Below are 26390 nucleotides of genomic sequence, written 5' to 3'. Positions count from 1 at the left end.
AACATAGGGGGCGCGGCGCGCGTCGGGAACCCTTCGGCGACCCCGCCCACAGAAACCGCCGTGCCTCAGTTCCTGGCTTGGCGGGGGGCGGAGCGGCGGCCATAAGAGCCCCCGTGTACGTCCCTCCCGAATCCCCAGAGCTCGACCGCGCGCGCGACGTCCTGCGCCGCACATTTGGTCACGCCGACTTCCGGGGTCTGCAGGCCGGGGTCATCCACGAGCTGCTGACCGGCCACAGCGCCATGGCGGTGCTGCCCACCGGCGGCGGCAAGAGCCTGTGCTACCAGATCCCGTCGCTGATCCGGCCGGGCCTGGGCCTGGTCATCTCACCGCTGATCGCCCTGATGGCCGACCAGGTGCAGGGCCTGCGCCAGGCGGGCGTCGCGGCCGAGCGGCTGGACAGCAACATCTCGATGGACGAGCGCTCGGACATCTGGCGGCGTATCGACGCCGGCGAGGTGGATCTGCTGTATCTGTCGCCCGAGGGCCTGATGCAGCCCTGGATGCTGGACCGGCTCTCGCGCACGCCGCTGGCTCTGATCGCCGTGGACGAGGCCCACTGTGTCAGCCAGTGGGGCCACGACTTCCGTCCCGAATACCGGATGCTGGGCCGGCTGGCCGAGCTTTTTCCCGACGTGCCGCGCCTGGCCGTCACCGCCACCGCCGACGCCCGCACGCGCGATGACATCCGCGCCGAGCTGCGCCTGCAGGGCGCGGCCGAGTTCGTCGACAGCTTCGCTCGTCCGGAGCTGGCGCTGAGCGCCGAGCGCAAGCGCGGCAAGGGTCACGACCGGGTGGTCGAGCTGGTTCTGGAACGCCCCGGCCGTTCGGGCGTCATCTACGCCGGCTCGCGCGACGGGACCGAAAAGCTGGCCGAACGGCTGAACGCCGAGGGCGTGCCGGCCCTGGCCTATCACGCGGGCCTCGACAAGGCCGTCCGCGCCCGCCGGCTGGAAGACTTCCTCGAGGCCGACGCCGCGGTGATGGTCGCCACGATCGCGTTCGGCATGGGCGTCGACAAGCCCGACGTGCGCTATGTGATCCACGCCGATCCGCCGGCCGCCATCGAGGCCTATTGGCAGGAAGTCGGCCGCGCCGGGCGCGACGGACAGCCCGCCGAGGGCATCACCCTCTATGGCTCGGCCGACATGGCCTGGGCTGCGCGCCGGATCGAGACCCGCGAGGCGCCCGATGAGGTCAAGCAGGTGCAGTCGCGCAAGCTGCGCCAGTTCTACGCCATGCTGGAGGGCGTCACCTGCCGCGCCGCCGCCGTGCGCCGCTATTTCGGCGAAGAGGGCGTCGGCCGCTGCGGGGTCTGCGACATCTGCGTCTCGCCGCCCACCGGGATCGACGCCACGCAAGCGGCCCAGAAGGCGCTGTCGGCCGTCCACCGGCTGGGCGGGCGTCTTGGTCGCGGCCGCGTGATCGAGCACCTGATGGGCAAGACCAAGGACGTCACGCCCCAGGAGGCGCAACTGCCGACCTTCGGCATCGGCCGCGAGTTCAGCCAGCCGACCTGGCGCGATCTCTTCGACACCCTGATCTTCGAGGGCCTGCTGCGCGAGGATCCCAATGACGGGCGACCGCTGATCGGCCTGGGCGATGTCGAGGGCGTGCGGCAGGTCTATCGCAACGAGCGCAAGGTCGCGCTGCGCCAGACCACCGACGCGCCCGACAGCGGCGGCCGCGCGGGGGGCGGAATGCGCAAGCGCCGCGAGGGCCGCGCCCTGACCATCCCGGCCGAAAACCAGCTCCTGTTCGAGGCCCTGCGCTCCTGGCGCAAGGAGCAGGCCCAGCTGCAGCACGTGCCGCCCTATGTGATCTTCCACGACGCCACCCTGGCCGAGATCGCGGCCGCGCGCCCCGCCACCCTGGCGGCGCTGGGCAAGGCCGGCGGCGTGGGCCAAGGCAAGCTCGATCGCTATGGCGAGGCGGTCTTGAAAGTGGTTCGCGAGAACTAATCGGCGCGCGGCGAGTTCTCTCAGGATCAAGCCGAGGAGCCCCCATGACCCACGTCAACAGCCTGACCCCCTCCGACATCACGTCTGCGGTCGACGACATCGTCGAGAACACCAAACGCGCCAAGGACGCCGCGCTCGACGCCGTCAAGTCGGCGCGCGACACGGCGACCGAGGTCGCTCAGCAGACCCGCACCTTCGCCGCCGAACAGGCCCGCGCCGGCGCGGCCTGGACCACTAAGCAGGCCAAGGAAGCCCACCATGTGGCCGAAGATCATCCGATGGGCCTGGCGCTCGGCGCCTTCGCCCTCGGCCTGGGCCTGGGTTTCCTGATCTCGCGCAATCTGGCCCGCTAACGGTTTGCGCGGAAGAGGATGCGCCGCGCTCTAGGTCCGCACGCCGTCGAATGCGTCTGCTTTTCCTTCGTCATCCCGGCCGGAAGACCGCGTAGCGGGCTGCAGAGCCGGGACCCAGGGGCGACTGCAGTGCGCCGGCCCCCGGGTCCCGGACAGCCTCTGCGAGGCTTCCGGGATGACGACAGCTCTAGCCTTTGCGGCGGCAAGCGTTTCGCCTGCGCGATTGAGCCCCGCGCCTAAAGACTGAGGCGCTCGGCGTTCACGCCCGCCGCCCGCCAGGCGGCGAGGCGTCCGAACGCCAGGGTCAGGGCCTTGCGTCGCGCGGGCGCCAGCGGCGTCAGCGGCGCCTCGCGCACCACCGCCCCGCCAAACCCGTCGGCGACCAACAGCCCGGGGTCCTCTGGTAGAATCCCGTCCGGAAAGCTGGGTGCGACCGCGAAATAGAAGGCGTCGCAGAAGGGCGCATAGTCGCCCCACTTCCGATCGACCCGGAAATCCTCCAGTCCCGATTTCACCTCGACGATCAGCACGTCGCCCTTGGGTCCCAAGGCCATCAGGTCGGCGCGGCGTCCGTTCGGCAGGGTCACCTCCGCCAGGGGCGCATAGCCCAGATCGATAAGCAGCCGCGCCGCGCCGCGCGTCACGGCCAGCGTGGTTTCGGGGCGGGAGGGCGCCAGTTCGATGATCACGTCCATCGGTCGCCATCATGTTCCAGCTTTGTTCGCGGATCAAGTCGGGCGGCGTCTGGCCTTCCCAGCGCCCTCCCCCTAAAGACGGACCATGTCCGGCGCCCGCGCTTCCTTCCTGCCCTATGCGGCGCTCCTGGCCGCGATCGTCACGCTGTGCGTGGGGACATCGTTCGCCAAGACCCTGTTCCCGCTGGTCGGCGCCCAGGGCGTCAGCGCCTATCGCGTCGGCTTCTCGGCCCTGATCCTGCTGGCGATCTGGCGGCCGTGGCGTCATCGGCTCTCCGCCGCCGATCTCCGCGCTGTGGCGATGTACGGCGCGGTGATGGGGACGATGAACCTGTGCTTCTACATGTCGATCCGCACCATCCCGCTGGGCGTGGCGATCGCCATCGAGTTCATGGGCCCGCTGGTCCTGGCCGTGGCCCACTCGCGGCGCCTGATCCATTTCGTCTGGATCGCCCTGGCGGTGCTGGGCCTCGGCCTGCTGCTGCCGATCAATCCCGGCGCCGAGCCGCTGGATCCGGTGGGCGTCGCCTATGCCTGCGCGGCGGCGGTGATGTGGGCGCTGTACATCATCCTGGGCAAGCGGGCGGCCCACCTGCATGCGGGGCGCTCGGTGGCGTTGGGCATGACCACCGCCGCGCTGATCGTCGCCCCGATCGGCATCGTCTCGGCCGGGCCTGTGCTGTTTGATCCGAAGATCGCCGCCCTGGGGCTGGTGGTGGCGGTGCTGTCCAGCGCCATCCCCTATTCGCTGGAGATGATCGCCCTGCGCGGCATCCCCAAGCGCAGTTTCGGCGTCCTGCTCAGTCTGGAGCCGGCGGTCGGCGCCCTGGCGGGCCTGGCGATCCTACACGAGCGGCTGAGCCTGACCCAATGGCTGGCGATCGCCGCCATCGTCGCGGCCTCGGCCGGAACGATCCTCTCCACCCCCGCCGAAGCGGTCGAAGCGGTCAGCGAGGATGTTCCCTGATCTCTAGGGTCGTCCGCCGCGTGCGACGAACCAGCCGTTGCGGAAGCTCTGGTCGGCCTTGCCATAGAGGAACGGCGAACCGTCGGGCTGGGTGAAGGCGCCGCCCGCGGCGACCAGCACGGCGTGGCCGGCGGCGGTGTCCCACTCCGAGGTCGGGCCGTGGCGCGGATAGATGTCGGCCGAGCCTTCGGCGATCCGGCACATCTTGATTGAGCTGTCCATCGGCGTGCGCAGGGCAAAGCCGTACTCGGCGGCCAACTCCGTGGCCTTTTCCTCGCGCATGGTGTGGCTGATCAGGCCCAGCGCCTGACCGGTCGGCCAAGGACGAACCCGGATCGGCGCCTCGGCCGCGTCCGGCCCGGCGCGCTTGGCCGCGCCGTCAGCCGTGGTGAACCACACCTCGCCGGTGGCCGGGGCGCAGACCGCGCCCGCGACCGGAACGCCGTGCTCAATCAGGCCGATATTGACCGTGAAGTTCGGATCGCCGCGCACGAAGGCCTTGGTGCCGTCGACCGGATCGACCAGGAAGAAACGCGGTCCGACGGACTCGGGCGTGCCGAACTCGCTGGCGTCTTCTTCCGAGATCACCGGGATAGCGGGGTAGAGCGCCGCCAGGCGCTCCAGGATCAGGCGCTCGCCGGCGCGATCGGCCTCGGTCACCGGGCTCTCGTCGGCCTTCTGGGCGACGGCCAGTTCGGTGCGCCAGAACGGCAGGATGACCACGGCGGCCTCCTCGGTGATCTTGGCGAGGGTCCGGCCCCAGTCCGCGAGATCTTGAACCGTCCGCTTATCGTCGCTCATGCCTGCCCCCGGGGGTCGTCGCCGACGAAGACCAGCCGCACCCGCGTGGCGTCGATGGTCTGCTTGCCGGCCTCTTCGAAATTCACCGTCACGCGGTGGCCGATCACGGACTGCACCTGACCCAGACCCCAGTCGGGCTGGCTAGGATGGCGCACGAGCACGCCGGGTTCTAGGAACGGATCGATCACGGTCGCTTCCATAGGGCCAGTGCGCGCGGGATGAAATCGAAGACCCGCCAAGCGGGTGCGTTATTTTCTCCAAGCGGCGATAGCCGCGCGGCGCCGGAGCCCGGTTTGCGAATGGCTCAAATCACGGCAGAGTTCGCCGCCATGACCGAGACCGTCACCGAGACCACCGCCCCCGCGTCCCCCGAAACCGACGTCCAGGGTCCCGACTTCGCCGCCATGCTGGCCGCGCGCCTGTGTCACGACTTCATCAGTCCGGCCAGCGCCATCGTCTCGGGTCTGGATCTGCTGGAAGACCCCTCGGCCCAGGACATGCGCGACGACGCCATGAACCTGATCGCCTCGTCGGCTCGCAAGCTGGCGGATCTCCTGCAGTTCACCCGGGTGGCCTTCGGCGCCTCGGCCTCGGCCGAGAACTTCGACTCGCGCGAGCTGGAAAAGCTGGCCCAGGGCGTCTTCGCCCATGTCCGCCCGACCCTGGACTGGCAGATCGAGCCGCAGGCGATGAACAAGCCCTCGTCGCGCGCGGTGCTGAACATCGCCCAGATCGCCGCCAGCGCCCTGCCGGCCGGCGGCGTGGCCACCGTCAAGGGCGTGGCCGCCGATGGGCGCTTCTCGATCATCGCCGACGCCAAGGGCCCGCGCGCGCGCCTGCGTCCGGAGGTGCTGGCCGGCCTCAAGGGCGAGCCGCTGGCCGAGGGCCTGGGCGGTCCGTGGGTGCAGGCGGCCTATCTGAACGCCCTGGTGCGCGCGGCCGGCGGCCAGATCGCCGTCGAGATCGGCGAGGACCGCGCCTCGATCGCCGCCTGGGTCCCGGCGTAATCTTTAACAATCTCCGCGCCCCGATCCGGGTTTAGCAAACCGCTCCTTAACCAGCGGCCGCGCATGGTGGCGACCTGGATTGGAGCGCGCCGTGAAGACCTGTCTGGTGGTCGACGACAGCCGGGTGATCCGCAAGGTCGCCCGCCGAGTCCTCGAGGACATCGGCTTCGAGATCGCCGAGGCCGCCGATGGCATGGAGGCCCTGGCGTGGTGTCGCGCGGCCATGCCTGACGCGGTGCTGCTCGACTGGAACATGCCGGTGATGAACGGCATCGAGTTTCTACGTCAGCTGCGGGCCGAGCCCGGCGGTATGACGCCCAAGGTCGTGTTCTGCACGGTCGAGAACAGTCCCGACCATATCCGCACAGCCCTCGATGCGGGTGCGGACGAGTACATCATGAAGCCCTTCGACGGCGATATCATCGAGGCGAAGTTCGCCGAGGCGGGCCTGCTGTGACGCCCGAGGACATGGACCTGCTGGCGGCCCTGGGCCGCGCCCGCGCCGGCGTGCGGGTCGAAACCGAGAAACCCTACCTGATCGAGAGCCGGCTGGCGCCCCTGGCGCGCCGCGAGGGCTACGACTCGATCGACGCCCTGATCGGAGCGCTGCGCACCAAGCGCGAAGAACGGCTGATCTGGGCCGTGGTCGAGGCGCTGTGCCGCAGCGAGACCACCTTCTTCCGGGGCCGGGAAACCTTCGCCCAGCTGCGCGACCAGATCCTGCCGGCCCTGTCGCATCGCCGCCGGGAAGCGCCGATCCGCATCTGGAGCGCCGCCTGCGCCACGGGTCAGGAAGTCTATTCGATGGCGATCGCCGCCGCCGAAGCCCCGGGCCTGGTCACCGGCACGCGGTTCGAGTTCTTTGGCTCGGACCTCTCCGAACGCAGCCTGGAGAAAGCCCAGGCCGGCATCTACACCCAGTTCGAGGTCCAGCGCGGCCTGCCGATCCGCATGCTGATCAAGTACTTCGAGAACCAGGACGACACCTGGGCTATCTCGCCGCGCATTCGTCAGATGGTGCGCTGGAAGCGCATCAACCTGCTCGCCGACCTTTCGGCGATGGGACGGTTCGACGTGATCCTGCTGCGCAACGTGCTGGGCGGCATGGACGCCTCTCTTCGCGGCCAGGTCGCGCGTTCGCTGGCCGCGTTGCTGCCCGACGACGGGGTTCTGGTGCTCGACACCGAGGACGACGCCTCCGAGATCGACGAACTGCTGACCCCGGCCCCGGGCGGGCGGGGGATCTATCTGCGCGATCCGTCTATCCGCGCGGCGGCCGCCTGAAACAAGAAAAGGCCCGCCAGCGGACTGGCGGGCCCTTTCGATGGACCTTGGCCCAAGGCTTAGTTTTTCTTGACGTCGCGGGCCGTGTCCGTGACGGCCTTGCCGGCCGACGAGACGTCCTTGCCCGCGCCTTCGACCGTGTTGCAGGCCGCGACCGACAGGGACGCGGCGAGGACGGCGAGGATCACCAGTTTACGCATCATTTTCTCCGCTGTTCGCCGAGGACCATCGCGGGCCGAGGCGTTTGAACCGTTGCCCTTGCAGAACGCCAGCGGCGAAGCTCGGTTCCGGATCAGCCAGCGGCGCTCAGCGCCTGGGGCGTAGGAAAGGTCAGCCGCACCGTCAGGCCGCGCGGCTCGCGGGTCTCGAACGCGACCTGGCCGCGAAGCTGGCGCGCAAAGGCGGTCATCAGGGTGCGCCCGACGCCTCCGCCCAGGCTCTCGACGGCCCCCGGACCATCGTCGCTGATCGACAGCTCGGCCTCCTCGCCCCGCACGTGGAAACCGACGACCAGGGTCCCACCGCTTGGTCCGAAGGCATGCTTCTGGGCGTTGGTGATGGCCTCGACCGCGAACAGGGCGATCGGCGCCAGGCGATCCGGATCAATGACCAGCGGGTCGGCGTGGACCTCGGTCCGCACCAGCCCGCCGCCGCCGAAGCCGCCCATGTCGCTGGCCAGCAGCTGGGCCGTCAGCTCTTCGAGGAACGGACGCAGATCGACCCGCTTCAGATCGGGGCCCTGGTAGAGCGCGCGATAGATCTGGGCCAGGGCGGTGATGCGCTGCCGAGTGTCGTTCATCGCCGCCTTGGCCGCCGGATCCGACAGGGCCCGCTGCTGCATGTTCAGCAGCGAGGTGATGATCTGCAGGTTGTTCTTCACCCGGTGATGGATCTCGCGCATCAGCGCGTCCTTCTCGGCCAGGCTGTCCATCAGCGAGGCGTCGCGGGCGACGATTCCGCCGGCCATGGCGTCCAGCGTGGCGGCCAGTTCGCGGATCTCCGGCGGCGCGCGCTCGGCCTGCAGCGGCCGCACGGTGAAGCGGCCCCGCGCATAGATGGCCGCCACGCGCTGCAGATAGACGATCCAGCGGATCACACCGCGCTCGGCCGCGTACAACACCGCTCCCAGCGCCAGGAAGAAGGCCAGCAAGGGCAGCAGCAGGCGCGAGATCGGATTGATCGACGCCCAGGACAAAAGGCCCGGCGACGGCGCCGACAGGATCACGAACACGTGGTCGTCGACCAGCGGCGCGGCGGAATAGTTGCGGCTATGACCTTCGAGATCGGCGCCGCTCCACATCACCGACTTGTCGCGCGCCGCGATCTGTCGCCAGTCCAGCTTGGGCGCCCCGAACGCGCTTGGACGGGTCGCAGCGAACACCCGGCCGTTGGAATCGGCCAGGGCCACCTCCGCGCCTTCGGGCATGAAGCGATTGGTGGTCTGGAGCTTCAGCTCGCGCAAGGTCAGCACGGCGGCCATCGCCCCGTCGAAGCGCTCGGGGGTCCCCGCGCGGACGGCGGCCAGCACCGCCGGTTCGTCGGCATAGACCACGCCCGGCGCAGAGGCGACGACCATGTCCTCACTGGCCCGCAGCGCCTGGAACCAGGGGCGCGCGCCGCGCTGGGGATCGTACGGAGTCGTCGCCGCGGCGCAGGACACCCGGCCGCGCGCATCAAAGCGGATCAGGTTGGCGTAGCCCGGCAGCCGGGCGCGGACGTCGGCCAGGCGCTGGGCGCACTCCAGGCCCACCGAGCCGGGACCCAGGGTCTGCAGAAGGACGCCCGCCGCCTCGATGCGGGCCCGGGCGATGGTGGCGCTGTGTCCGGCCGCGAGCTCCAGGCTCTGGCGGCGCGCGTCCGCCTCCGCCCGGAAGGCGAAGATCGACTGCAACCCGCCCAGGATCAGCACAGGCAGCAGGGCCACGCAGAGCGCCATGGCCAGCCGGACGCGGATCGAGGTGACGGCCCGCGCGGCGCGGCCGGTAAAGACGGTCACCGCAAGGCGCTCAATCGCTCCGCGTCGGCCAGGATCGCCCGCATCGCATCCCCCGCCGCCGCGCCATCACGGTCATAGGCGCCGCTCTCGAGGATCGCCTGCAACGCCCGACGCGCGCGGCTGACCCGGCTCTTCACCGTGCCGACGGCGCAATTACAGATTTCGGCCGCCTCCTCGTAGGCGAAGCCCCCGGCCCCGACCAGGATCAGCGCTTCGCGCTGTTCGGCGGGCAGCATCGACAGGCCCTGGCGCAGTTCGTCGAGGGCGACGGGGGCCTCGGGATCGTCCACGGCGACAAGGGTGCGTTCGGCCGCTTCCTGGTCGAGCTGGCTCTGGCGCCAGCTACGCCGCTTTTCCGAATAGAACTGGTTGCGCAGGATCATGAAGGTCCAGGCCTTCATGTTGGTGCCCAACTGGAAACTCGCGCGCGCGTCCCAGGCCTTCATCATCGCGTCCTGCGCCAGATCGTCGGCCGCGGTGGGATCACCGGTGAGGGTGCGCGCAAAAGCGCGAAGGTGCGGGATCAGCGTCACCAGCTCACGCTTGAAGCTGTTGTCCCGGACCGGATCCGGCGGCGAGCGTCCGACCTGTTCCGCGACCATGCCTACTCGCCCCCCGCCGGACGCTCGGCCTTGCGGAGGATGGCGAGAAATTCGTCGGGCACCGGCTCGTTGACGACCTCGTCGAACATCTGCCGCAGCTTGACGCCGATCGCCTGCTGGCGGAGGCGCGCTTCATCCAGCGCCGCAGCGCCCTTGCGTTTGTCTTCCATCGGTACGTGTTCGATCATGTCCTCGACGCCGAAGTTCATCGGCGCCCGCCCCCTTTGGCCGAATGTCTTTCCGCCAGACGACAACGTGGTTTTCCGTACCCGGTTCCATAAGCTTGGGCATAAGATGGCAAAATTCTGCTTAGGGCGGAACCGTCGAGTTGAGCGGGCGTTATCGACCTTCGACGGAACGGCGTAGCTTCGCCGTTAGTTAGTAGATCTTCGAAGACACAGAATCGGGAGGGGTCATGAGTCTTCTTGCTCGCTTGGCGCCGCATTTGCCTTACATCCGCCGCTACGCCCGGGCCTTGACCGGCGACCAAGCGACCGGCGACCACTATGTGCGCGTGGCGCTGGAGGCCCTGGCGGCGGGCGAGCTTGTTCTGGACGCCAACCTGTCGCCTCGCGTGGCGCTTTACCGGGTTTTCCACGCCATCTGGCTCAGCTCCGGGGCCCAACTGGAAGTGGGTCACGACCAGGGCCTGCACGCCGGCGACGACGCCGCCCAGCGCCTGATGCGCATCGCGCCGCGCTCGCGTCAGGCGTTCCTGCTGACGGCCCTGGAAGGGTTCACGCCCACAGAAGCCGCCCAGATCCTGGACTGCGACTTCGGCGAGGTGGAGCGGCTGATCGGTGACGCCCAGGCCGAGATCGACGCCGAGCTGGCGACCGAGGTCCTGATCATCGAGGACGAGCCCGTCATCGCCGCCGACATCGAGGCGCTGGTCCGCGAGCTGGGCCATGACGTCACCGACATCGCCGCCACGCGCGGCGAGGCGCTCGAGGCCGTCACCCGCCGGACGCCGGGCCTTGTGCTGGCGGACATCCAGCTGGCCGACGGTTCGTCGGGCATCGATGCGGTCAAGGACATCCTGGGGCGCATGGACGTGCCGGTGATCTTCATCACCGCCTTCCCCGAGCGCCTGCTGACCGGCGAGCGTCCCGAGCCGACCTTCCTGATCACCAAGCCGTTCCAGCCCGAAACGGTGAAGGCGGCCATCGGTCAGGCGCTGTTCTTCCATCCGCGCCGCACCGCCAAGGCGGCCTGAGAGCCCCAAGACTGCTCCCCAAGTGGAAACGGCCTCCCGCACGGGAGGCCGTTTTGCGTTGAGATTGCCGCGGGCGCCGTCGTCAGGTCGTCCCCGCCCTTCGACAAGCTCAGGGTGAGGACGGCGGCTGGCCTCGGAGCACGCGAAATCCCCATCCTGAGCTTGTCGAAGGACGAGGATTTCCATCCCGATCAACCTGGGGGCTGCTTGGTCGGGCGCAGCAGGCCGACATCGTAGCCCAGCGCCTTGGCCCGCGCGGTCAGGGCCACGCGGTCAGCGTCGCTCGGGGGCTGACGCGACAGCAGCCACAAATAGCGCCCGGAGCCCTCGCCGACGATCGCCCAGCTGTAATCGTCGGCATGGTCCATCACCCAGTAGTCGCCGAAGAACGGGCCAAAGAAGCTGACCTTCAGCTTGGCGTTGGTCGCGGTGTCGACGACCTTGGCCTTGCCCTCCGCCGTGCGGACCGGCCCATCGACCGCGTCCTGCCGGCAGGTGTTGAACACCCGGATCAGGCCGTCGGGACGCCTGGAATATTCGGCCGTGACGCCCTCGCAGCCCTTCTGGAAGCGCATGTCATAGCGCGCCACCTCGTACCACTTGCCCAGGTAGCGATCGAGCTCGACCGCCTTGGCCGGCTGGGGCGGATTGGGGTTGCCGACCGGGCCCGACGCGCAGGCGCCAAGGGTCGTGGTCAGCGACAGGATGACGGGCAGGACGAGCAGCGACTTGCGCATGGAAACTCCGGAAAGACGTCGCCCTGCGATACGCGCGGAGCGCTCCGGCGGACGCTGGCGGACCACCGAAACGAAAACCGCCCCGCCGGGGTTCCGGCGGGGCGGGACGACGTCGCAGGGGGTGGGATCCCTACTCGGCCGCGATGCTGACCGCCGCCACCGGCCGGTCCTTGAAGTTGATGGCCTGGAGGTAGCGGATGCCTTCTTCGGCGATGTCATCGCCGACCATGCGCTCGCCCTCGTCCTTCAGTTCGGCCAGGTCGACATACATGGCGTAGAAGGCCTTGGTGCGGTCGGTGATGATGCCGGCGTTCAGTAGGGTCTTGACCAGCACCCGGAAGATGTTGGTCTGTTCCTTCATGTTCTCCCGACGCACGTCGTCGGTCATGATCTTCCCGTACTCCTCGACCACCTTGTCGGGATCCAGGCCAAACTCGCGGTAGAGATCCAGCTGCTGGTGCGGCGAGACCAGGTTGAACAGCAGGGTCTGGAAGCAGTGCGCCGCCCAGTCCTCGATGATCGCGTGCTCCTCGGGCGAGAGCTTGGGCACGGTGCGGTCGGCCCAGATCTTCCCGAACTTGTGGTGGAAGGCCTCGTCGGTCATCACTAGCTGCAGCAGCTTCTTGCCGACCGGATCATTGATGTTGTTGTAGAAGGTGGCGAAGGCGCCCATGGCCAGACCTTCGACCAGCATCTGCATGCCGATGATCTTCTTGTAGACCTCGGGCGAGCCGATGATCTCGACCAGCAGGGTCTTCAGGGCCGGACCGCACTCGACGGGCTTGCCCCAGCGGGCCTTGATGTACTTGGCGAAGCCCGTCACATGGCGGGCCTCTTCGCGGGTCTGGTTGGCGGCGTATTCCTGGGCGCCCTGGTCCTTCAGGACGTGGCAGAGGCTGGCCGACAGGTTCAGCGCGCCCTGCTCGCCGTGCAGGATCGACGAGAAATTCCGCAACACCGACTGGTTGATGAAGCGCGTGCGGACCTTCGGGTCCGACAGGTGGTTCGACACGTAGTCGGTCGACAGGGCGATGACCATTTCCTCGGGAACCAGCGGCTGGTTCTCCATGTCGAACGGCTCGTCGAAATCGATATAGGCCTTGTCCAGCGGATCCCAGAAATGGTCGTGGGTCGCGGAGATGATCTTGTCGAACGCGGTCGAGCGGTTGTTGTACCGGTCAAGTTCGAGCATCGACTCGAAATCGTCCGGCGCCACCGCGTCGTACATGGCGTCCTTGGTGATGTTCCTGTCGGTCATGGCGGCGCTCCCTAATTCGGCCGTTCGTCATGATGGATGGCGCCGAGGCCCGTCTTGCGCGCGCCTTCGACTATCTAAACAGTGTCAACTCAAGACTTGATCGCGGTCAAATGAAAAATGACGCCGCCGTCAGGTTCGCGCCTCAGGGGTATTGCGAGGGATCATGAAAGTCTTCGTTCTGACGGGCGCCGGCGTCTCGGCCGAGAGCGGTCTGGGCACCTTCCGCGACAAGGACGGCGTCTGGACGAAGTACGACCTGAACGAGGTGGCCACGCCGCAGGGCTTCGCCCGCAATCCGGCCCTGGTGCGCGACTTCTACAACGCCCGCCGCGCCAACCTTGCCGAGGCCCGACCGAATGCGGCGCATGAGGCCCTGGCGCGTCTGGAGGCGGATCTGGCGAAGCGCGGCGGCGAACTGTTCCTCTGCACCCAGAATGTCGACGACCTGCACGAGAAGGCCGGGTGCCGGCGCGTGATCCACATGCATGGCGAACTGGCCGTCACCCGCTGTCACCATTGCGAGGCGACCTGGCCCGATAAGGGGCCGCTGAAGCCCGACACCGTCTGCGCCGCCTGCGCACGCGACGGCGGGGCCCGGCCCCATGTCGTCTGGTTCGGCGAGATCCCGCTGTTCATGGACCAGATCGAGGACGCGCTGTCCGCTGCCGACCTCTTCGTCTCGATCGGCACCTCGGGCTCGGTCTATCCGGCCGCCGGCTTCGTGGCCGAGGCGCGGGCGATGGGGATCGCGACCTGCGAGATCAATCTGGAGCCCTCGGCCAATGCCTATGTCTTCGACGAGAAGGTCTACGGCCCCGCCACCGAGGTCGTGCCGGCCTGGGTGGAGCGGTTGCTGGCGAGGCTCTAGGCCGGCCGCGCCACGCCCCATTCGCACCAGCCCAGAGGCCTTGGGGTCTTGGGCATGTAGCGCTGCTCGACCTCGTCCAGGGCGAAACCCGCCGCCTCGACGGCGCTCGCCACCGGCCGCGTCAGGTGACAGCCGCCGGCCATCCGCTTCCACAGCGGTTCGAGGCGACGTTGCCAGCGCGAAACCTCGGCGTCGGGCGACAGGCCGTGCTCGCAGAACAGGAAGCGTCCATCGGGGCGCAGCACGCGGCGGGCCTCGGCCAGCACGGCCGTCGGCGATCTGACCGAACACAGGGTGAAGGTGCACAGCACAGTGTCGAAGCTGGCGTCGGCGAACGGCAGGCGCTCGGCCTCGCCGGCCTGGATGTCGACGACCAAGCCGTCCGGACGCGGCGCCTGCTCGGCGATCGCCCGCAGTTCGGGCGAGGGGTCCACCCCCGTGACGCGCTTTGCCTTGGTCGGGTCGTAATAGGCCAGGTTCAGGCCACCGCCGATCCCCAGTTCCAGCACCTCGCCCTCGGCGCGGGGCGCGACGCGCCGCCGCTGAGCCTGGATGGCCGGCGCGCCGCACGCGCAGCACAGCAGCTTCGGCAGGATATTGCGCTCGTACCAGCTGGCCATGGTTGGTCCTCCCCCGGTCAAGGAGAGCGGCCCAACGGGCGCGAGGTCAAGCCGCGCTCACGCTCAGCCCCGCCCCTCCAGCGCCGCCAGCACCGCCGGCTGCAGACGCGCCAGCTCGGCCAGCCGCTCGACCAGCGCCTCGCGACTGTCCAGGGCCAGGCCGTCCCGCAGACGGGCCATCCGGTCCTTGACCTTGCCGAGGTCGGCCGCGTTGGCGGCGCTGATCACGGCCGCCTGGTGCTTGCAGGCGCCGAATTTCTCGAAGCCCGGACAGGTGCAGGTCCCCTCGCCCGCCGGCGCCCACAGCTGGACGACATAGAGGTCGCCGACGCTGCCGGTGACGTGGGCGGTGACCTTGTCGTCCTCGATTGAAACGAGGTCGACCGCGCCCGCCTCGGCCATGGCCACGCCGGTGTCGAACCAGCGCTCGTCCATCCGTTCGCGCCAGGCGTCAGTGTCGAAGAAGCTCATGCCTCGTCCTCGATACGGTGGATGTCGTCGTCCGAGAGGCCGAAATGGTGGCCGATTTCATGGACCAGCACGTGGGTGATCAGCTCGCCCAGGCTAACGTCACTACGTTCGGCCCATTCGTCCAGGATCGGCCGCCGGTAGAGAAACACCCGCGACGGCTCGGCCCCGAAGTCCAGCACCGACCGGCTGCTCAGATCCACGCCCTGATAGAGGCCCGTCAGCTCGAAGGCGTCTTCGATGCCGAGGCTGTCGAGCACCTCCTCGCTGGGAAAGTCATCAACCCGGATCACCACCTCGCCGGCGAGATGGCGGAATTCGGCGGGCAGGTCGTCAAAGGCCTGCTTGGCCAGCACAGCGAAATCGTCGAGCGACGGGGCGAGGCGATCAGACCAGGTCATCAGATTCACATAGAGCGATTGGCGGCGATCGCCATAGCCGACCGCCGATCTTGCCTGTGAACGCAGAAAACGCGACGCACGGCCACACCCGCGCTTGATCGCCCTCTGGTCACGGCACGACTAATCTGGGATTCTGATTCGAAGACCCGCTGGGGTAGCCACGCGCCTGATGACTTCGTACGACCTGATCCTCGCGGCGGCGGCCGGCGCGGTATGTCTCGCCATTTCCGTCGCCCTGTGGTCCCACGGGCAGCGACGGAACCTGGAGGCGCGTATCGTCGCGCTCAAGACGCGCCTGATCCAGCAGGGCGGCTCGGACGACGCCCCGGCCTGGCTCGACGCCTTCGACACCGCCGTGATCGCCGTCGAGGGCGGCCGCGCAAACTTGGTCGCCGGCGGCGAGGGCCTGATCGCCTGCGCCAAGGCGCTGGGGGCGGACGCCGAGGTCTCGGCCGTGGTCGCTGCGCTCAGCGACGCCGATCCGAACTACGCCCAGAAGCTGACCGCCCTGTTCGAGCGTGGCGAGCCTTGCGTGTTCGAAGCGCGCGGTCCCCATGGCCTGGTTTCGGTCGAGGGTCGCGCGGCGGGCGCCCTGGCCTGGCTGCGCCTGGCGCCGATCGACCGCGCCGACTCGGGCCTGCCCACCGCCGCCCGCTTCGCCGCCTTCGTCGACAGCGTGGTGGAGCCCTGCTGGATCGCCGGCGCCGATGGCCAGGCGATCTGGGGCAACGCCGCCTTTGTGCGCGCCGTGGGCGCGGCCTCCGCCCAGGCCCCGGCCCTGGCGGGCAAGAGCTTTGATCGCGGCGCGGACGCCGTGGTCGTCGAAGCCGCCGGCAAGGGCGAACGTCGCGAAGCGCTGCGCTGGATCAATGTCGAAGGCCGCCGCCGCGCCTTCCGCCTGTCGGCCCAGCCGCTGGACGGCGGCGGCGTGGGCGTGTTCTGCGCCGACGTCACCGAGATCGAGGACGTCCGCGACGCCTTCAAGAAGCACGTCGAGGCGCACGACGAGACCCTGAACCACATCGCCGAGGCCGTGGCGATCTTCAGCCAGACGCGCCGCCTGTCGTATCATAACACCGCCTTCGCCGAGCTTTGGGGCCTGGAGCCGGCCTGGCTGGCCGACCGTCCGACCCACGGCGAGGTGCTGGACCGCCTGCGCCAGCGCCGCCGCCTGCCCGAGACCATCGACTACGCCGGCTGGAAGGCCGCCGAACTGGCGCGCTACGAAGACCTCGGCCCGCAGGCCGACGACCTGTGGGACCTGCCCGACGGCCGCACCCTGAAGGTCGTCCGTCAGCCGCACCCGCTGGGCGGCATGCTGCTGATCTATTCCGACATCACCGGCGAGCTGCGCCTGAAGGCCCAGTACAACGCCCTGATCCAGGTGCAGCAGGCCACGCTGGACAAGCTGAACGACGCCGTCGCCGTGTTCGGCTCGGACGGTCGCCTGCGGCTGCACAACGAGGCCTTCGAGACGTTCTGGAACGTCACCCCGCACGCCCTGGAGGCGGCCGGAGACTTCGAGGGCGTGGTCGAGCTGTGCGTGCCGCGCCTGCACGACCTGTCGTTCTGGCGCGAGCTCAAGGGCCGGGTCGCCGATCCCGATCCGCAGATGCGCGCCCCGACCTCGGGCGAGGTGCGGACCTCCGACAGCCGCATCGTGCTGTACCAGAGCCGCCCCCTGCCGGACGGCGCGACCCTGATCGCCTTCGCCGACGTCACCGACACCCGCGACCTGCAGAGCGCGCTCGCGGACCGCTCGGCGGCCCTGGCCGAAGCCGAGCGCCTGAAGCGCGATTTCGTCGGCAATGTCTCCTACGAGCTGCGCACGCCGCTGACGACGATCATCGGCTATTCGGAGCTGCTGGAGCGGGCCGACGGCATCTCCGAGCGGGGCCGCAACCACGTGGCCGCCGTCCGCGCCGCCGCCACCCAGCTGGCGCGCTCGATCGACGACGTGCTGGACATGGCCCAGATCGACGCCGGCGAAATGGCGCTGGAGATCGAGGACATCCGCGTCTCCGACCTGCTGCTGAACGCCCAGGAGCGCGCCCTGAAGGACGCCCAGCTGGGCGGCGTCACCCTGGCCGTCGAGTGCGAGGAGGATGTCGGCCTGATCCGGGGCGACGGCAAGCGTCTGGCCCAGACGCTGGACCATCTGGTGGAAAACGCCCTGCGCCAGACCCCGCCGGGCGGCCGCGTCACCCTGTCGGCCCGCCGGGCGCTGGGCGAGGTGCGACTGGACGTCTCCGACACCGGCCGGGGCGTGCCGTTCCATGTGCAGGCCCACATCTTCGACCGCTTCGTCGGCCGCGATCGCGGCGGCCCGGGCCTGGGCCTGGCCCTGGTCAAGGCGCTGGTCGAACTGCACGGCGGCTGGGTGGCGCTGGAGAGCGAACCGGGCGACGGTTCGACCTTCACCTGCCACCTGCCCGAGACCCAACAACCCGGGGCGATGCAGCCCGAACTCGGCTTCTAGCTGGCTGGACGGCGCGGAGCGGGGAAGCATTTTTTACCCGCCGCAAGGACCAAACACCCCACCGCCGCATCATTGTGCCTCCGAAGGGCTTTACGCGGCGCATCGGCGCCGCTAGAAGCGCGACCGATGTCTTTCGCCGCGACCAAAACTATTACCCGCAAAACGACCCACCTTGGTGGGGCGGCGGGCGTGCGCGCGATCTAAGCGGCATCCTCGAACCAGCCCCGCCGATGCGCGGGGCGGCTCTCACATCCAGAGACCCAAAGCTCCCCGCGCTCCACACCCTCCCGGAGACGCAACACCATGAGCTTCAAGTTTTCCCGAGCCAATCCGCCCCATGTCGGCGTCGTCGGCGCCACCGGTCTGGTCGGCGGCATGATGCGCGAGCTGCTGGTCGAGCGCGACTTCCCGGTCGCCTCCCTGCGCCTGTTCGCCTCGGCCCGTTCGGCGGGCAGCAAGATCGACTTCAACGGTCAGCAGATCGTGGTCGAGGACGCCGCCACCGCCGACTTCTCAGGCCTCGACATCGTGCTCTTCTCGGCCGGCGGCTCGACCTCGCGCGAGCTGGCCCCCAAGGCCGCCGCCGCCGGCGCCGTGGTGATCGACAACAGCTCGGCCTGGCGCTCGGACCCCGACGTGCCGCTGGTGGTGGCGGAGGTCAATCCGCACGCCCTCCAGAACATCCCCAAGGGCATCGTCGCCAACCCCAACTGCACCACCATGGCCGCCATGCCGGTGCTCAAGCCCCTGCACGACAAGGCGGGCCTGAAGCGCCTGACCGTCAGCACCTACCAGGCCGCCTCGGGCGGCGGCATGGAGGGCATCGAGGTGCTGTCCGAGCAGCTGCGCGCCGGCGCGGCCGGGGATCTGGACGGCCTGGCCCGTTCGCCGGACGCCGCGCCCCTGCCCGCGCCGCGCAAGTGGGCCGTGCCGCTGGCCTATAACGTGGTGCCGCTGAACTACGTGCTGGGCGAGGACGGCTATACCGAGGAAGAGCTGAAGCTGCGCGACGAGAGCCGCAAGATCCTCGAGATCCCCGGCCTGCCGGTCAGCGGCACCTGCGTGCGCGTGCCGGTCTTCACCGGTCACGCGCTGTCGATCAACGCCGAGTTCGACGGCCCGGTCTCGGTGGCCGAGGCGCTGGACCTGCTGGCCGCCGCGCCGGGCGTGGTCATCGACGACGTCCCCAACCCGCTGGCCGCCACCGGCCAGGACCCGGTCTTCGTCGGCCGCGTGCGCCCCGACCCGACCGTTCCGCACGGCCTGGCGCTGTTCGTCGTCGGCGACAACCTGCGCAAGGGCGCGGCCCTCAACGCCGTCCAGATCGCCGAGGTGATGCTGGGGGCCTAAAGACCAACAGCGCCCCCTCCGCCTCGCCGCTTCGCGCCGATTTCGCTCGCTCCACGGGCAGGGATCGATCGCCTCCTCCCCCGCGCGCGGGAGAAGCGGCCATGACGGGCGGAAGGGGGCGTTGCGGTCTTGGGATTATCTTACGGACACTGTAATCCCCCGCCATGCTGACCGATCCTTTCTTCTACCTCGTGGCCATTCCCGCCGTGATCCTGCTGGGCCTGACCAAGGGCGGGTTTGCGGGGATCGGGGTGGTGGCGGTGCCGATGATGACCCTGGCGGTGTCGCCGGTCATGGCTGCGTCGATCATCCTGCCTATCCTGCTCGTCCAGGACGTGGTCAGCGTGTGGTCATTCCGGAAGACCTGGGACAAGGCGATCCTGGTCCTGATGCTGCCGGCGGCGGCGGTCGGCATCTTCCTGGGCTGGGCCCTGGCGGCCCTGGTCGAGGAGGCGGCCGTAGAGCTGGCGGTCGGCGCGATTTCGGTCGTCTTCGCCCTGCAGCGGCTGTGGGCCGAACGCGCCCTCAGGGCGGCCGATTCAATCGAAGCGGGCCCGGCGCGTCCCTGGCTGGGCGTCCTGTGCGGCGCGACGGCCGGGTTCACCAGCCAGATCGCCCACGCCGGCGGCCCGCCGTTCCAGATCTATGTCCTGCCGCGCGGTCTGCCGCGCGACGTGTTCATCGGCACCAGCGCGATCTTCTTCGGCGTCGTCAACTGGATGAAGGTTCCGGCTTACCTGGCGCTGGGCCAGCTGACGCCGCAGGCTCTGGCCACCGCCGGCGTGCTGCTGCCGCTGGCCATCGCCTCGACCTGGGCCGGAGTCTGGCTGGTGCGGCGCGTGCCCGCCGAAGGCTTCTACAAGGTGATCTACGTGCTGCTGGTGCTCGTGGGCGGCAAGCTGATGTTCGACGGCGCCCGCGGCCTATTGACCTGATCGCGTTTTTCCACGCGTTCGTGTCGCCTCGGCCCTTTCGCGGCCATGATGATCGACGCTTATATGTCGCGGAACGAACCTATGCTTCGCGCATACTGCAAGCCACCAGAGCCGGGCCATGACCGAACTCACCCTCACCAGCCAAGCGACCGACTTGGCCATCGCCAAGCCGGGCCGGCACTATCCGACACCGGCGGCCAAGTGCGCCGACCTCGTCGTCCACCTGGCGGGCCTGGCCTTCGCCCTGATGGGTGGCGGCATCCTGCTGGGCCTGGCGTTCGGCCTGGGCAATCTGGGCCAGGTCGCGGCGGTCAGCATCTACACCGTGGGCCTGATCCTGATGCTGTCGCTGTCGACAGCCTACAATTTCGCCAAGGCCCGCTGGCGTCCGCTGCTGCGCCGCTTTGACCACGCCGGCATCTTCGTGATGATCGCCGCGTCGTACACGCCCTTCACCACCCAGAACCTGCACGGCTGGTGGTCCATCGGCATGACCACGGCGGTCTGGACCGTGGCCGGCGTCGGCGTGCTGGCCAAGCTGTTGCTGCCGGGCCTGGACAAGCGCTTCTGGGTGGGCCTGTACCTCGCCCTAGGCTGGCTGGTGCTGGTGGCCATCAAGCCGATGATCGAGGGCCTGTCCTGGCCGGCCCTGCTGCTGCTGGCGATCGGCGGGATCGTCTATTCGACCGGCACGATCTTCTACCTGATGCGCCGCCTGAAATTCCGCCGCGCCATCTGGCACGGCCACGTCATCGGCGGCGCGGGCCTGCACTATGCCGCCGTCCTCGTGGGCGTGGTCCTGACCGGCGCGCACTAACCTTCGGAGGCTGGTGTGGAGAAGGACCCGGCCGGCAGTTTCAGCCTGCAAGGCTTCTTCCGGGACTGGAAGTCCAACGACCCGCTGCGCGGCAAGCGCCTGCCCACGCCGCCGTCCGATCGTCAGGTCGAGGCCGTGGGCTTCCCGCGGGTGCGCCTGACCGTCGACCAGGCCGACGACGCTCTGCGCCAGGCCGCCGACCGGTTGGCGCCGATGCGCTCCCTCCTGGGCCGTGACGAGTTCAATATCCTGGCCCTGTCGGGCGGCGCGGCGGGCGGCGCCTATGGCGCGGGCGTGCTGGCGGGCCTGACCCAAGCGGGCCGCAGGCCGGACTTCGCCATCGTCACCGGCGTCAGCACCGGCGCCCTGATCGCGCCTCTGGCCTTCCTGGGCTCGGCCTGGGACGCGCGCCTGACCGACGCCTATACCGGCGGCCACGCGGCCGAACTCCTGAGCCTGCGTCGCCTGGCCCCTGCGCTCGGCCCCAGCCTGTTCAAGGGCGAGTCGCTGGATGTGCTGGTCGAGACCTTCGTCGATCAGGAGATGGTCGAGGCCATCGCCGTCGAGCACGCCAAGGGCCGGCGCCTGCTGATCGCCACCACCAATCTCGACAGCCAGCGCGCGGTCGTCTGGGATCTCGGCGAGATTGCGGTGAAGGGCGGGCCCGAGGCCCTGAAACTGGTCCGGTCGCTCCTGGTCGCCTCGTCCTCGGTGCCCGGCATCTTTCCGCCCAAGCTGATCGAGGTCGAGGTCGACGGTCAGGTCTTCCAGGAGATGCACGTCGACGGGGGCGTGGCCGCGCCGCTGTTCCTGATGCCCGACGCCCTACTGCACTGGCGCAACCTGGGCACCCGCCTGCGCCGGGGCCGGGTGCATGTGATCGTCAACACGGTGCTGGATCCCTCGACCCAGTCGACGCCGCCGGGCGTGGCCTCGATCATGGCGCGCAGCTTCGAGACCATGCTGCGGTTCTCCTACCGCCAGGCGCTGAGCCTGGCCGCCGGCTTCTGCGCGCGCCACAACCTGCCGCTCAGCGTGGCCTCGATCCCGAACACCTTCGAAAGCATGAACCTGCTGAAGTTCGAAACCGGCCTGATGCGCAGCATCTATGACGCCGGGTTCGAACAGGCGACCTCAGGCACGGTCTGGTCCAACGCCGTGGAGGAACAGAGCCTGTGGCGCGGCCTGTTCAGACGGCAGGTCCCACAGGCGGTCTCGGCGGGGACGGGCCTGATCGTGCGCGACGAGCCGGTCGGCACCGGCGCAGTGGCGACCCGGCTGGAGCCTTGAGGCTAAAACGCGCGCGAGGCTCCCCCGCGCGCCCTACGCCTTCTTCAGCCAGCGCGCGCGCAGCTTGGCGACGTTCGGCGGGTCGGCGCGGAAGTCGGAGGCCAAGCCCAGGCGGGCGTTGCACGACGGGCAGCGCACATGATCCTCGTCGGCAAGCTCGGTCGGCGGGTCGAAGCGCGTGCCGCAGGGTTTGCACTTCCAGTCGCCGACCACCGGAGCCGGCGGCGGAGGGGGCGGCGCGGCTTGGGGCGCGACGAACACCGTCTTGGTCGACGATTTGACCATGCGCTCGAGCGGCGGCGGGCCGCCGGGGGCGACGACGGCGCTCTTCAGGCTCAGGGTCTTGCGGCGCGGGGGCTCGCTGTCGCTCATGGGCTCGCTGACGGTTTTGGGCACTAACTCGGGCTTGCTGCATGAAAGCGGCCGGAAACACAAGCCCAGCCGGCCTTGGCGCCCCCTACCAATGCGGCTTCAGGCTGAAGGATAAAGCCACGATATCATCCTTCTGGGTGGCCAGGCCCAGCACGCCTTCCTTGGCCCGGATTTCCCGGTGGATGTAGCCGAACGAAGCCTGCATCGGGCCCTTGCGCCAGGCCACGCCCGCCTGACTGTCGCCGATCAGACGGCTGGTCGCGTCCTGCGACAGGCCCGCGCGCGTCCAATCGCCGTTCTGACCGCGCAGGAGGTTGAGGCCGACGGCCCGGCCGCTGGCGGCGGCGTAGATGTACCAGCGCCCCCGGTCGCCGAAGGTCGTGGCCCCCTCGCGCAGGCCCAGGGCGTCATTCACGCGGTCGCCGAGGTTCTGCTTCTTGCCCAGGCGCAGGGTCGCCCCCGCCTCGGCCGAACCGCCGGCGCCGCCAAAGCCCAGCCCGGCGTGCGGCGTCACATCGAGCGCGTACTTGCGGCCGGTCAACGCTAGGGCCGAGGGCCAGCCCCGCGTGACGGTGACGTCGATGTCCCGCAGATCGTAAGCGTCGACGTCCGGCCGGGCCAGGATCAACGGCGTCACGCCCGCCAGATGCGGCGCGACAGCCAGGGAGACCCGGATCTGGTTGAAGGCCCCTCCGGCCTCGCCTTGGTAGGTCACGACGCTGGAACGCCAGGTCACCAGGCCGTCGCCATGCGCCTCTCCGTCGACCAGGCGGACAGCACGGACCAAGGTCGGGTCCAGGATGGTCGCTGCGGGCGCGAAGCCGGCGGCGCTCAGCGGAAAATCGACGGGGCGCGCGGGTTCCGGCTTGACCACAAAGGAGGGCGTGGTCGTCGCGATTTGGGCGGCGGCGCTTGAGGCGGCCAGGGTCGCGGCCGTCACCAGGAAAACGCGATACGCACCCATCGCCCGCATGGCGGACTCCTCGGAACCCAGAGGCTCAGCCTACGCCCTTGCAGCCGCCCGTCACGGCGGCGAAAGCGCGCAGCCAGTGAAAGGATCCTGCGCCATCAAGGTTCCGGAAACGTGAAAAGGGCGGCGCGATCACCCGCGCCGCCCCTCTCAAAAGGTCAAATCGCCGTTACTGGCAGGCCAGGCACTCGTCGTAGTCGGTCTTCTCGGGAACGTCGAAGCCGCCGGCGGCCGCCTCGGCCTTGTCCTCGGCGCCGGCATAGGCCGCCCGCTGCACCGACTTGGAGCGCAGATAGTACAGGCTCTTCACGCCGCGCTCCCAGGCCATCCAGTGCAGCATGTGCAGGTCCCACTTGTCGACGTCGCCGGGCAGGAAGACGTTGACCGACTGGCTCTGGCAGATTTCGGGCGTGCGGTCGGCGGCCAGTTCGATCACCCAGCGCTGATCCAGTTCGAAGGCGGTCTTGTAGACGTCCTTCTCGTCCTGGCTCAGGAAGTCGAGGTGCTGGACCGAGCCTTCGTTCTCCAGGATCGAGCCCCACACCGCGTCGGTGTTCTGGCCCTTCTCCTCGAGCAGCTTCTCCAGATAGGGGTTCTTCACCGCGAACGAGCCCGACAGAGTCTTGTGGGTGTAGATATTGGCCGGGATCGGCTCGATACCGGCGCTGGTGCCGCCGCAGATGATCGAGATCGAGGCGGTCGGGGCGATGGCCAGCTTGTGCGAGAAGCGCTCCATCGAGCCGCGGTCGGCGGCGTCGGGGCACGGGCCCTTCTCCTCGCCCAGCTTGATCGACGCCTTGTCGGCCTCGCGGCGCAGGTGCTTGAACATCCGCATGTTCCAGCTCTTGGCCAGGGCGCTTTCGAACGGCACGTTCTGGCTCTGCAGGAAGCTGTGGAAACCCATCAAACCGAGGCCCACCGAACGCTCGCGCATGGCGGCGTAGGCGGCGGCGGACGCGGCGTCCGGCGCGCGGTCGATGAAGTCCTGCAGCACGTTGTCGAGGAAGCGCATGACGTCCTCGATGAACGTCGGGTGGTCGCGCCACTCCAGATAGGTCTCGGCGTTGACGCTCGACAGGCAGCAGACGGCGGTGCGCTCCTGACCCAGATGGTCGGTCCCGGTGTGCAGCATGATCTCGCTGCACAGGTTCGACTGACGCACCTTCAGGCCCAGCTCGCGCTGGAACGAGGGCATGGCGCGGTTCACGGTGTCGGAGAAGATCAGATAGGGCTCGCCGGTCTGCAGGCGCAGCTCCAGGACCTTCTGCCACAGGGCGCGGGCGTCGACCTCGCGCAGGACCTCATTGGTCTTGGGCGAGCGCAGGCCAAACTTGGTCCCGTCGCGCACGGCGTGCATGAACTCGTCGGTGATAGACAGGCCGTGGTGCAGGTTCAGGGACTTGCGGTTGAAGTCGCCCGACGGCTTACGGATTTCGAGGAACTCCTCGATTTCCGGGTGATGGATGTCCAGATAGACGGCGGCCGAGCCGCGGCGCAGGCTGCCTTGGCTGATCGCCAGGGTCAGGGAGTCCATCACGCGGATGAAGGGGATGATGCCCGAGGTCTGGCCCTGGCCCTTGACCTTCTCGCCGATCGAGCGCACGCCGCCCCAATAGGTGCCGATGCCGCCGCCATTGGCCGCCAGCCAGACGTTCTCGTTCCAGACGCCCAGGATGCCGTCCAGGCTGTCATTGACCGCGTTCAGGAAGCAGCTGATCGGCAGGCCGCGATCCGCGCCGCCGTTTGACAGCACCGGCGTGGCCGGCATGAACCACAGACGGCTCATATAGTCATAGACGCGCTGGGCGTGGTCGGCGTCGTCGGCGAAGGCCGTCGACACGCGCGCGAACATGTCCTGATAGCTTTCGCCCGGCAGCAGGTAGCGGTCTTCCAGCGTGGTCTTGCCGAAATCGGTCAGCAGGGCGTCGCGCGAGCGGTCGACCTCGACCTTGCGCACCAGCGCCAGCTGCGGGCGCTTGGCGGGCTTGATCGCCGCCAGGCGGGCCTCATTTCGGACGCTCGACTTCACCGCTTCACTGCCGTTCATGACCAAAATCCATGCTCAATCAGCGTGTTCCGGAGAAGGAAATATCCTCGCCAGCCGCTATATCTTGTGGCTGAGGAGCCCCCTCAACCCAAATATGGGGCCACACTGGTGAATGACTCGTCAACGCCCCCGGGTCGAGTTTTTCGTTAACAACCTGTGAACGCCACCAACTTGCATAGGCGGGACAAGGGGTTGCCTCCACGAACTTTTTTCACCCGCGACAGAGCGCCGCAAGGCGCCGATGGGCGTCCGTCCCCGGACAACAATGTTCGCCCACAGGCTGCGCACAAGGCAGGGTGGCGAACACCAGATGCGGCCGTCGGACGAGGGGGCGGCGCGAGGCGCCCAGACCGCCCGTGGATCAGGCGTTTGGGCGCGAACGGCGCGGTCCGGGCTGCTTGGCGCGCGAGGAGCCGAGCCTTCAGACACACGCGCAAAGAGAAAGGGCCCGGCGTCGCCGCCGGGCCCTCCCAAGTCGTCTGTCGATTCGATCTTAGAAGTTGATCGAGATCGTCGAACGGCGGTTCAGCGGTTCCTTCACGCCATCGCCGGTGGCGACGGCCGGAGCGCTTTCACCCTTCCAGTCCACGCCCAGGACGTTTTGCGAAACGCCTTGCGAGACCAGAGCGTCGGCGACGGCGCGAGCGCGACGTTCCGAGAGCTTGGCGTTGTACTTCGGCGAACCCGAGGTGTCGGTGTGGCCGACGACGATGATCTTCGTCGCCTTACCGTCGTTCGAGTACTTGGCCGCTTCCGTAACCACCGATTGGGCTTCCGGCGTCAGGACCGATTGGTCGAACGGGAAGTACACGATGAACTCACGGGCCTCGAAAGCCGGCGGCGGCGGCGGAGGCGGCGGCGGCGGCGGGGGAGGCGGGGGAGGAGGCGGGGGCGGC

30 protein-coding genes are annotated in these 26390 nt (G+C 68.9%); 14 read left to right on the top strand and 16 right to left on the bottom strand.

From position 1 onward, the window contains the following. Positions 1-113 precede the first annotated feature (113 nt). Together recQ and CVUC_RS12045 are read left to right on the top strand one after the other, a co-directional pair. On the top strand, positions 114-1961 hold the full coding sequence (recQ, locus tag CVUC_RS12050) for a DNA helicase RecQ (protein ID WP_101685827.1): 1848 nt from the start codon (positions 114-116) through the stop codon (positions 1959-1961). A 44-nt stretch (positions 1962-2005) separates the two neighbouring features. Further along, positions 2006-2314: a hypothetical protein gene (locus tag CVUC_RS12045; protein WP_010921295.1), complete on the top strand. Its 309-nt coding sequence runs from the start codon at positions 2006-2008 to the stop codon at positions 2312-2314. Positions 2315-2550: 236 nt separating this feature from the next. On the opposite strand, the gene mmcB is transcribed toward CVUC_RS12045, so the two are convergent. After that, entirely contained in the window at positions 2551-3009 is a 459-nt protein-coding gene (gene mmcB / locus CVUC_RS12035) for a DNA repair putative endonuclease MmcB (RefSeq protein WP_096034474.1), read from the bottom strand. Positions 3010-3094: 85 nt separating this feature from the next. Between mmcB and CVUC_RS12030 the strand changes: the two genes are divergently transcribed. Continuing rightward, complete coding sequence (locus tag CVUC_RS12030) at positions 3095-3976, top strand: EamA family transporter (RefSeq protein WP_096034475.1); 882 nt, start codon at positions 3095-3097, stop codon at positions 3974-3976. A gap of 3 nt (positions 3977-3979) precedes the next feature. On the opposite strand, the gene cysQ is transcribed toward CVUC_RS12030, so the two are convergent. After that, positions 3980-4777 (bottom strand): 3'(2'),5'-bisphosphate nucleotidase CysQ, encoded by a 798-nt coding sequence (cysQ, locus tag CVUC_RS12025; RefSeq protein ID WP_096034476.1) that lies wholly within the window; start codon positions 4775-4777, stop codon positions 3980-3982. After that, positions 4774-4965, bottom strand: a complete 192-nt coding sequence (locus CVUC_RS12020; RefSeq protein WP_096034830.1) for a DUF3553 domain-containing protein — start codon at positions 4963-4965, stop codon at positions 4774-4776. The genes cysQ and CVUC_RS12020 overlap by 4 nt, the downstream gene beginning before the upstream one ends. Before the next feature lie 141 nt (positions 4966-5106). Between CVUC_RS12020 and chpT the strand changes: the two genes are divergently transcribed. The 3 genes from chpT (at position 5107) to CVUC_RS12005 (ending at position 7068) form a co-directional block, all read left to right on the top strand. Next, a complete protein-coding gene (gene chpT, locus CVUC_RS12015) occupies positions 5107-5784 on the top strand; it encodes a histidine phosphotransferase ChpT (RefSeq protein WP_096034831.1) in 678 nt (225 codons plus the stop codon). 79 nt (positions 5785-5863) lie between these two features. After that, the gene (locus CVUC_RS12010; protein WP_015923289.1) at positions 5864-6241 is read left to right on the top strand and encodes a response regulator; all 378 of its coding nucleotides are present in this window, start codon (positions 5864-5866) and stop codon (positions 6239-6241) included. After that, positions 6238-7068, top strand: a complete 831-nt coding sequence (locus tag CVUC_RS12005) for a CheR family methyltransferase (protein ID WP_096034477.1) — start codon at positions 6238-6240, stop codon at positions 7066-7068. The genes CVUC_RS12010 and CVUC_RS12005 overlap by 4 nt, the downstream gene beginning before the upstream one ends. 59 nt (positions 7069-7127) lie before the next feature. Here CVUC_RS12005 and CVUC_RS12000 read toward each other — a convergent pair whose 3' ends face one another. The 4 genes from CVUC_RS12000 to CVUC_RS11985 form a co-directional block, all read right to left on the bottom strand. Further along, on the bottom strand, positions 7128-7271 hold the full coding sequence (locus CVUC_RS12000; protein ID WP_010921302.1) for an entericidin A/B family lipoprotein: 144 nt from the start codon (positions 7269-7271) through the stop codon (positions 7128-7130). 89 nt (positions 7272-7360) lie between these two features. Next, positions 7361-9064 carry a sensor histidine kinase PhyK gene (gene phyK / locus CVUC_RS11995; protein WP_164468240.1) on the bottom strand — a complete coding sequence of 568 codons (1704 nt, stop codon included), beginning with the start codon at positions 9062-9064 and terminating at the stop codon, positions 7361-7363. Next, positions 9061-9666, bottom strand: coding sequence for a sigma-70 family RNA polymerase sigma factor (locus CVUC_RS11990; protein WP_010921304.1), 606 nt, complete (start codon positions 9664-9666; stop codon positions 9061-9063). The genes phyK and CVUC_RS11990 overlap by 4 nt, the downstream gene beginning before the upstream one ends. 2 nt (positions 9667-9668) lie before the next feature. Beyond that, positions 9669-9854 carry a NepR family anti-sigma factor gene (locus tag CVUC_RS11985; protein ID WP_024265964.1) on the bottom strand — a complete coding sequence of 62 codons (186 nt, stop codon included), beginning with the start codon at positions 9852-9854 and terminating at the stop codon, positions 9669-9671. 227 nt (positions 9855-10081) lie between these two features. Between CVUC_RS11985 and phyR the strand changes: the two genes are divergently transcribed. After that, complete coding sequence (phyR, locus tag CVUC_RS11980; protein WP_010921306.1) at positions 10082-10882, top strand: anti-anti sigma factor/receiver protein PhyR; 801 nt, start codon at positions 10082-10084, stop codon at positions 10880-10882. A 191-nt stretch (positions 10883-11073) separates the two neighbouring features. On the opposite strand, the gene CVUC_RS11975 is transcribed toward phyR, so the two are convergent. Both CVUC_RS11975 and CVUC_RS11970 read right to left on the bottom strand, forming a co-directional pair. Further along, positions 11074-11619, bottom strand: a complete 546-nt coding sequence (locus CVUC_RS11975; RefSeq protein ID WP_096034478.1) for a lipocalin family protein — start codon at positions 11617-11619, stop codon at positions 11074-11076. Positions 11620-11749: 130 nt separating this feature from the next. Then, positions 11750-12877, bottom strand: coding sequence for a ferritin-like domain-containing protein (locus CVUC_RS11970; protein ID WP_015923292.1), 1128 nt, complete (start codon positions 12875-12877; stop codon positions 11750-11752). Positions 12878-13028: 151 nt separating this feature from the next. Between CVUC_RS11970 and CVUC_RS11965 the strand changes: the two genes are divergently transcribed. Next, positions 13029-13745, top strand: a complete 717-nt coding sequence (locus tag CVUC_RS11965; protein WP_096034479.1) for an NAD-dependent deacylase — start codon at positions 13029-13031, stop codon at positions 13743-13745. On the opposite strand, the gene CVUC_RS11960 is transcribed toward CVUC_RS11965, so the two are convergent. Genes CVUC_RS11960 through CVUC_RS11950 form a run of 3 tightly spaced genes read right to left on the bottom strand, consistent with a single transcriptional unit; the run spans position 13742 to position 15234 of the window. Continuing rightward, positions 13742-14386, bottom strand: coding sequence for a class I SAM-dependent methyltransferase (locus CVUC_RS11960; RefSeq protein WP_096034480.1), 645 nt, complete (start codon positions 14384-14386; stop codon positions 13742-13744). The genes CVUC_RS11965 and CVUC_RS11960 overlap by 4 nt on opposite strands. Positions 14387-14428: 42 nt before the next feature. After that, positions 14429-14836, bottom strand: a complete 408-nt coding sequence (locus CVUC_RS11955; protein ID WP_096034481.1) for an SWIM zinc finger family protein — start codon at positions 14834-14836, stop codon at positions 14429-14431. Beyond that, positions 14833-15234, bottom strand: a complete 402-nt coding sequence (locus CVUC_RS11950; RefSeq protein WP_024265965.1) for a metallopeptidase family protein — start codon at positions 15232-15234, stop codon at positions 14833-14835. Before CVUC_RS11950 ends, CVUC_RS11955 begins: the two co-directional genes overlap by 4 nt. A 169-nt stretch (positions 15235-15403) precedes the next feature. On the opposite strand from CVUC_RS11950, the gene divL reads away from it, so the two are divergent. From divL to CVUC_RS11920, 6 genes are all read left to right on the top strand, one after another. Further along, complete coding sequence (gene divL / locus CVUC_RS11945; protein WP_096034482.1) at positions 15404-17713, top strand: cell cycle protein kinase DivL; 2310 nt, start codon at positions 15404-15406, stop codon at positions 17711-17713. A 126-nt stretch (positions 17714-17839) separates the two neighbouring features. Continuing rightward, complete coding sequence (locus CVUC_RS11940) at positions 17840-17917, top strand: hypothetical protein (RefSeq protein ID WP_024265966.1); 78 nt, start codon at positions 17840-17842, stop codon at positions 17915-17917. Positions 17918-18016: 99 nt separating this feature from the next. Beyond that, positions 18017-19063, top strand: coding sequence for an aspartate-semialdehyde dehydrogenase (locus tag CVUC_RS11935; RefSeq protein ID WP_096034483.1), 1047 nt, complete (start codon positions 18017-18019; stop codon positions 19061-19063). A 164-nt stretch (positions 19064-19227) separates the two neighbouring features. Further along, positions 19228-19998: a sulfite exporter TauE/SafE family protein gene (locus CVUC_RS11930; RefSeq protein WP_096034484.1), complete on the top strand. Its 771-nt coding sequence runs from the start codon at positions 19228-19230 to the stop codon at positions 19996-19998. 118 nt (positions 19999-20116) lie between these two features. Further along, positions 20117-20815, top strand: a complete 699-nt coding sequence (trhA, locus tag CVUC_RS11925) for a PAQR family membrane homeostasis protein TrhA (RefSeq protein ID WP_096034485.1) — start codon at positions 20117-20119, stop codon at positions 20813-20815. Between the two features lie 15 nt (positions 20816-20830). Continuing rightward, entirely contained in the window at positions 20831-22105 is a 1275-nt protein-coding gene (locus CVUC_RS11920) for a patatin-like phospholipase family protein (protein WP_096034486.1), read from the top strand. A 33-nt stretch (positions 22106-22138) separates the two neighbouring features. Here the strand turns inward: CVUC_RS11920 and CVUC_RS11915 are convergent, their stop codons facing one another. From CVUC_RS11915 to CVUC_RS11895, 4 genes are all read right to left on the bottom strand, one after another. Continuing rightward, positions 22139-22477 (bottom strand): hypothetical protein, encoded by a 339-nt coding sequence (locus tag CVUC_RS11915; RefSeq protein ID WP_096034487.1) that lies wholly within the window; start codon positions 22475-22477, stop codon positions 22139-22141. Between the two features lie 85 nt (positions 22478-22562). Then, positions 22563-23450: a lipid A-modifier LpxR family protein gene (locus CVUC_RS11910; protein WP_096034488.1), complete on the bottom strand. Its 888-nt coding sequence runs from the start codon at positions 23448-23450 to the stop codon at positions 22563-22565. A gap of 166 nt (positions 23451-23616) precedes the next feature. Beyond that, on the bottom strand, positions 23617-25500 hold the full coding sequence (locus CVUC_RS11905; protein WP_015923295.1) for a ribonucleoside-diphosphate reductase subunit alpha: 1884 nt from the start codon (positions 25498-25500) through the stop codon (positions 23617-23619). Between the two features lie 487 nt (positions 25501-25987). Further along, a partial coding sequence (locus CVUC_RS11895; protein WP_145991839.1) for an OmpA family protein occupies positions 25988-26390 on the bottom strand: 403 nt, incomplete at its 5' end.

Source organism: Caulobacter vibrioides (genome assembly GCF_002858865.1).
GTDB lineage: Bacteria > Pseudomonadota > Alphaproteobacteria > Caulobacterales > Caulobacteraceae > Caulobacter > Caulobacter vibrioides.
Note: the sequence above shows the minus strand (reverse complement) of the source record. Positions and strands in the feature narration are given on the sequence as shown.

Bases quoted from the DNA above. Each gene is read 5' to 3' on its own strand.
- CVUC_RS11990 (WP_010921304.1), bottom strand. From the start codon at position 9,666: ATGGTCGCGGAACAGGTCGGACGCTCGCCGCCGGATCCGGTCCGGGAC.
- CVUC_RS11950 (WP_024265965.1), bottom strand. From the start codon at position 15,234: ATGACCTGGTCTGATCGCCTCGCCCCGTCGCTCGACGATTTCGCTGTG.
- CVUC_RS11975 (WP_096034478.1), bottom strand. From the start codon at position 11,619: ATGCGCAAGTCGCTGCTCGTCCTGCCCGTCATCCTGTCGCTGACCACG.
- CVUC_RS11930 (WP_096034484.1), top strand. From the start codon at position 19,228: ATGCTGACCGATCCTTTCTTCTACCTCGTGGCCATTCCCGCCGTGATC.
- CVUC_RS12000 (WP_010921302.1), bottom strand. From the start codon at position 7,271: ATGATGCGTAAACTGGTGATCCTCGCCGTCCTCGCCGCGTCCCTGTCG.
- cysQ (WP_096034476.1), bottom strand. From the start codon at position 4,777: ATGAGCGACGATAAGCGGACGGTTCAAGATCTCGCGGACTGGGGCCGG.
- trhA (WP_096034485.1), top strand. From the start codon at position 20,117: ATGACCGAACTCACCCTCACCAGCCAAGCGACCGACTTGGCCATCGCC.
- CVUC_RS11955 (WP_096034481.1), bottom strand. From the start codon at position 14,836: ATGAGCTTCTTCGACACTGACGCCTGGCGCGAACGGATGGACGAGCGC.
- mmcB (WP_096034474.1), bottom strand. From the start codon at position 3,009: ATGGACGTGATCATCGAACTGGCGCCCTCCCGCCCCGAAACCACGCTG.
- CVUC_RS12030 (WP_096034475.1), top strand. From the start codon at position 3,095: ATGTCCGGCGCCCGCGCTTCCTTCCTGCCCTATGCGGCGCTCCTGGCC.
- CVUC_RS11985 (WP_024265964.1), bottom strand. From the start codon at position 9,854: ATGATCGAACACGTACCGATGGAAGACAAACGCAAGGGCGCTGCGGCG.
- CVUC_RS11910 (WP_096034488.1), bottom strand. From the start codon at position 23,450: ATGCGGGCGATGGGTGCGTATCGCGTTTTCCTGGTGACGGCCGCGACC.
- CVUC_RS11915 (WP_096034487.1), bottom strand. From the start codon at position 22,477: ATGAGCGACAGCGAGCCCCCGCGCCGCAAGACCCTGAGCCTGAAGAGC.
- CVUC_RS12045 (WP_010921295.1), top strand. From the start codon at position 2,006: ATGACCCACGTCAACAGCCTGACCCCCTCCGACATCACGTCTGCGGTC.
- chpT (WP_096034831.1), top strand. From the start codon at position 5,107: ATGACCGAGACCGTCACCGAGACCACCGCCCCCGCGTCCCCCGAAACC.
- CVUC_RS11935 (WP_096034483.1), top strand. From the start codon at position 18,017: ATGAGCTTCAAGTTTTCCCGAGCCAATCCGCCCCATGTCGGCGTCGTC.
- CVUC_RS11970 (WP_015923292.1), bottom strand. From the start codon at position 12,877: ATGACCGACAGGAACATCACCAAGGACGCCATGTACGACGCGGTGGCG.
- phyR (WP_010921306.1), top strand. From the start codon at position 10,082: ATGAGTCTTCTTGCTCGCTTGGCGCCGCATTTGCCTTACATCCGCCGC.
- CVUC_RS11940 (WP_024265966.1), top strand. From the start codon at position 17,840: ATGTCTTTCGCCGCGACCAAAACTATTACCCGCAAAACGACCCACCTT.
- divL (WP_096034482.1), top strand. From the start codon at position 15,404: ATGACTTCGTACGACCTGATCCTCGCGGCGGCGGCCGGCGCGGTATGT.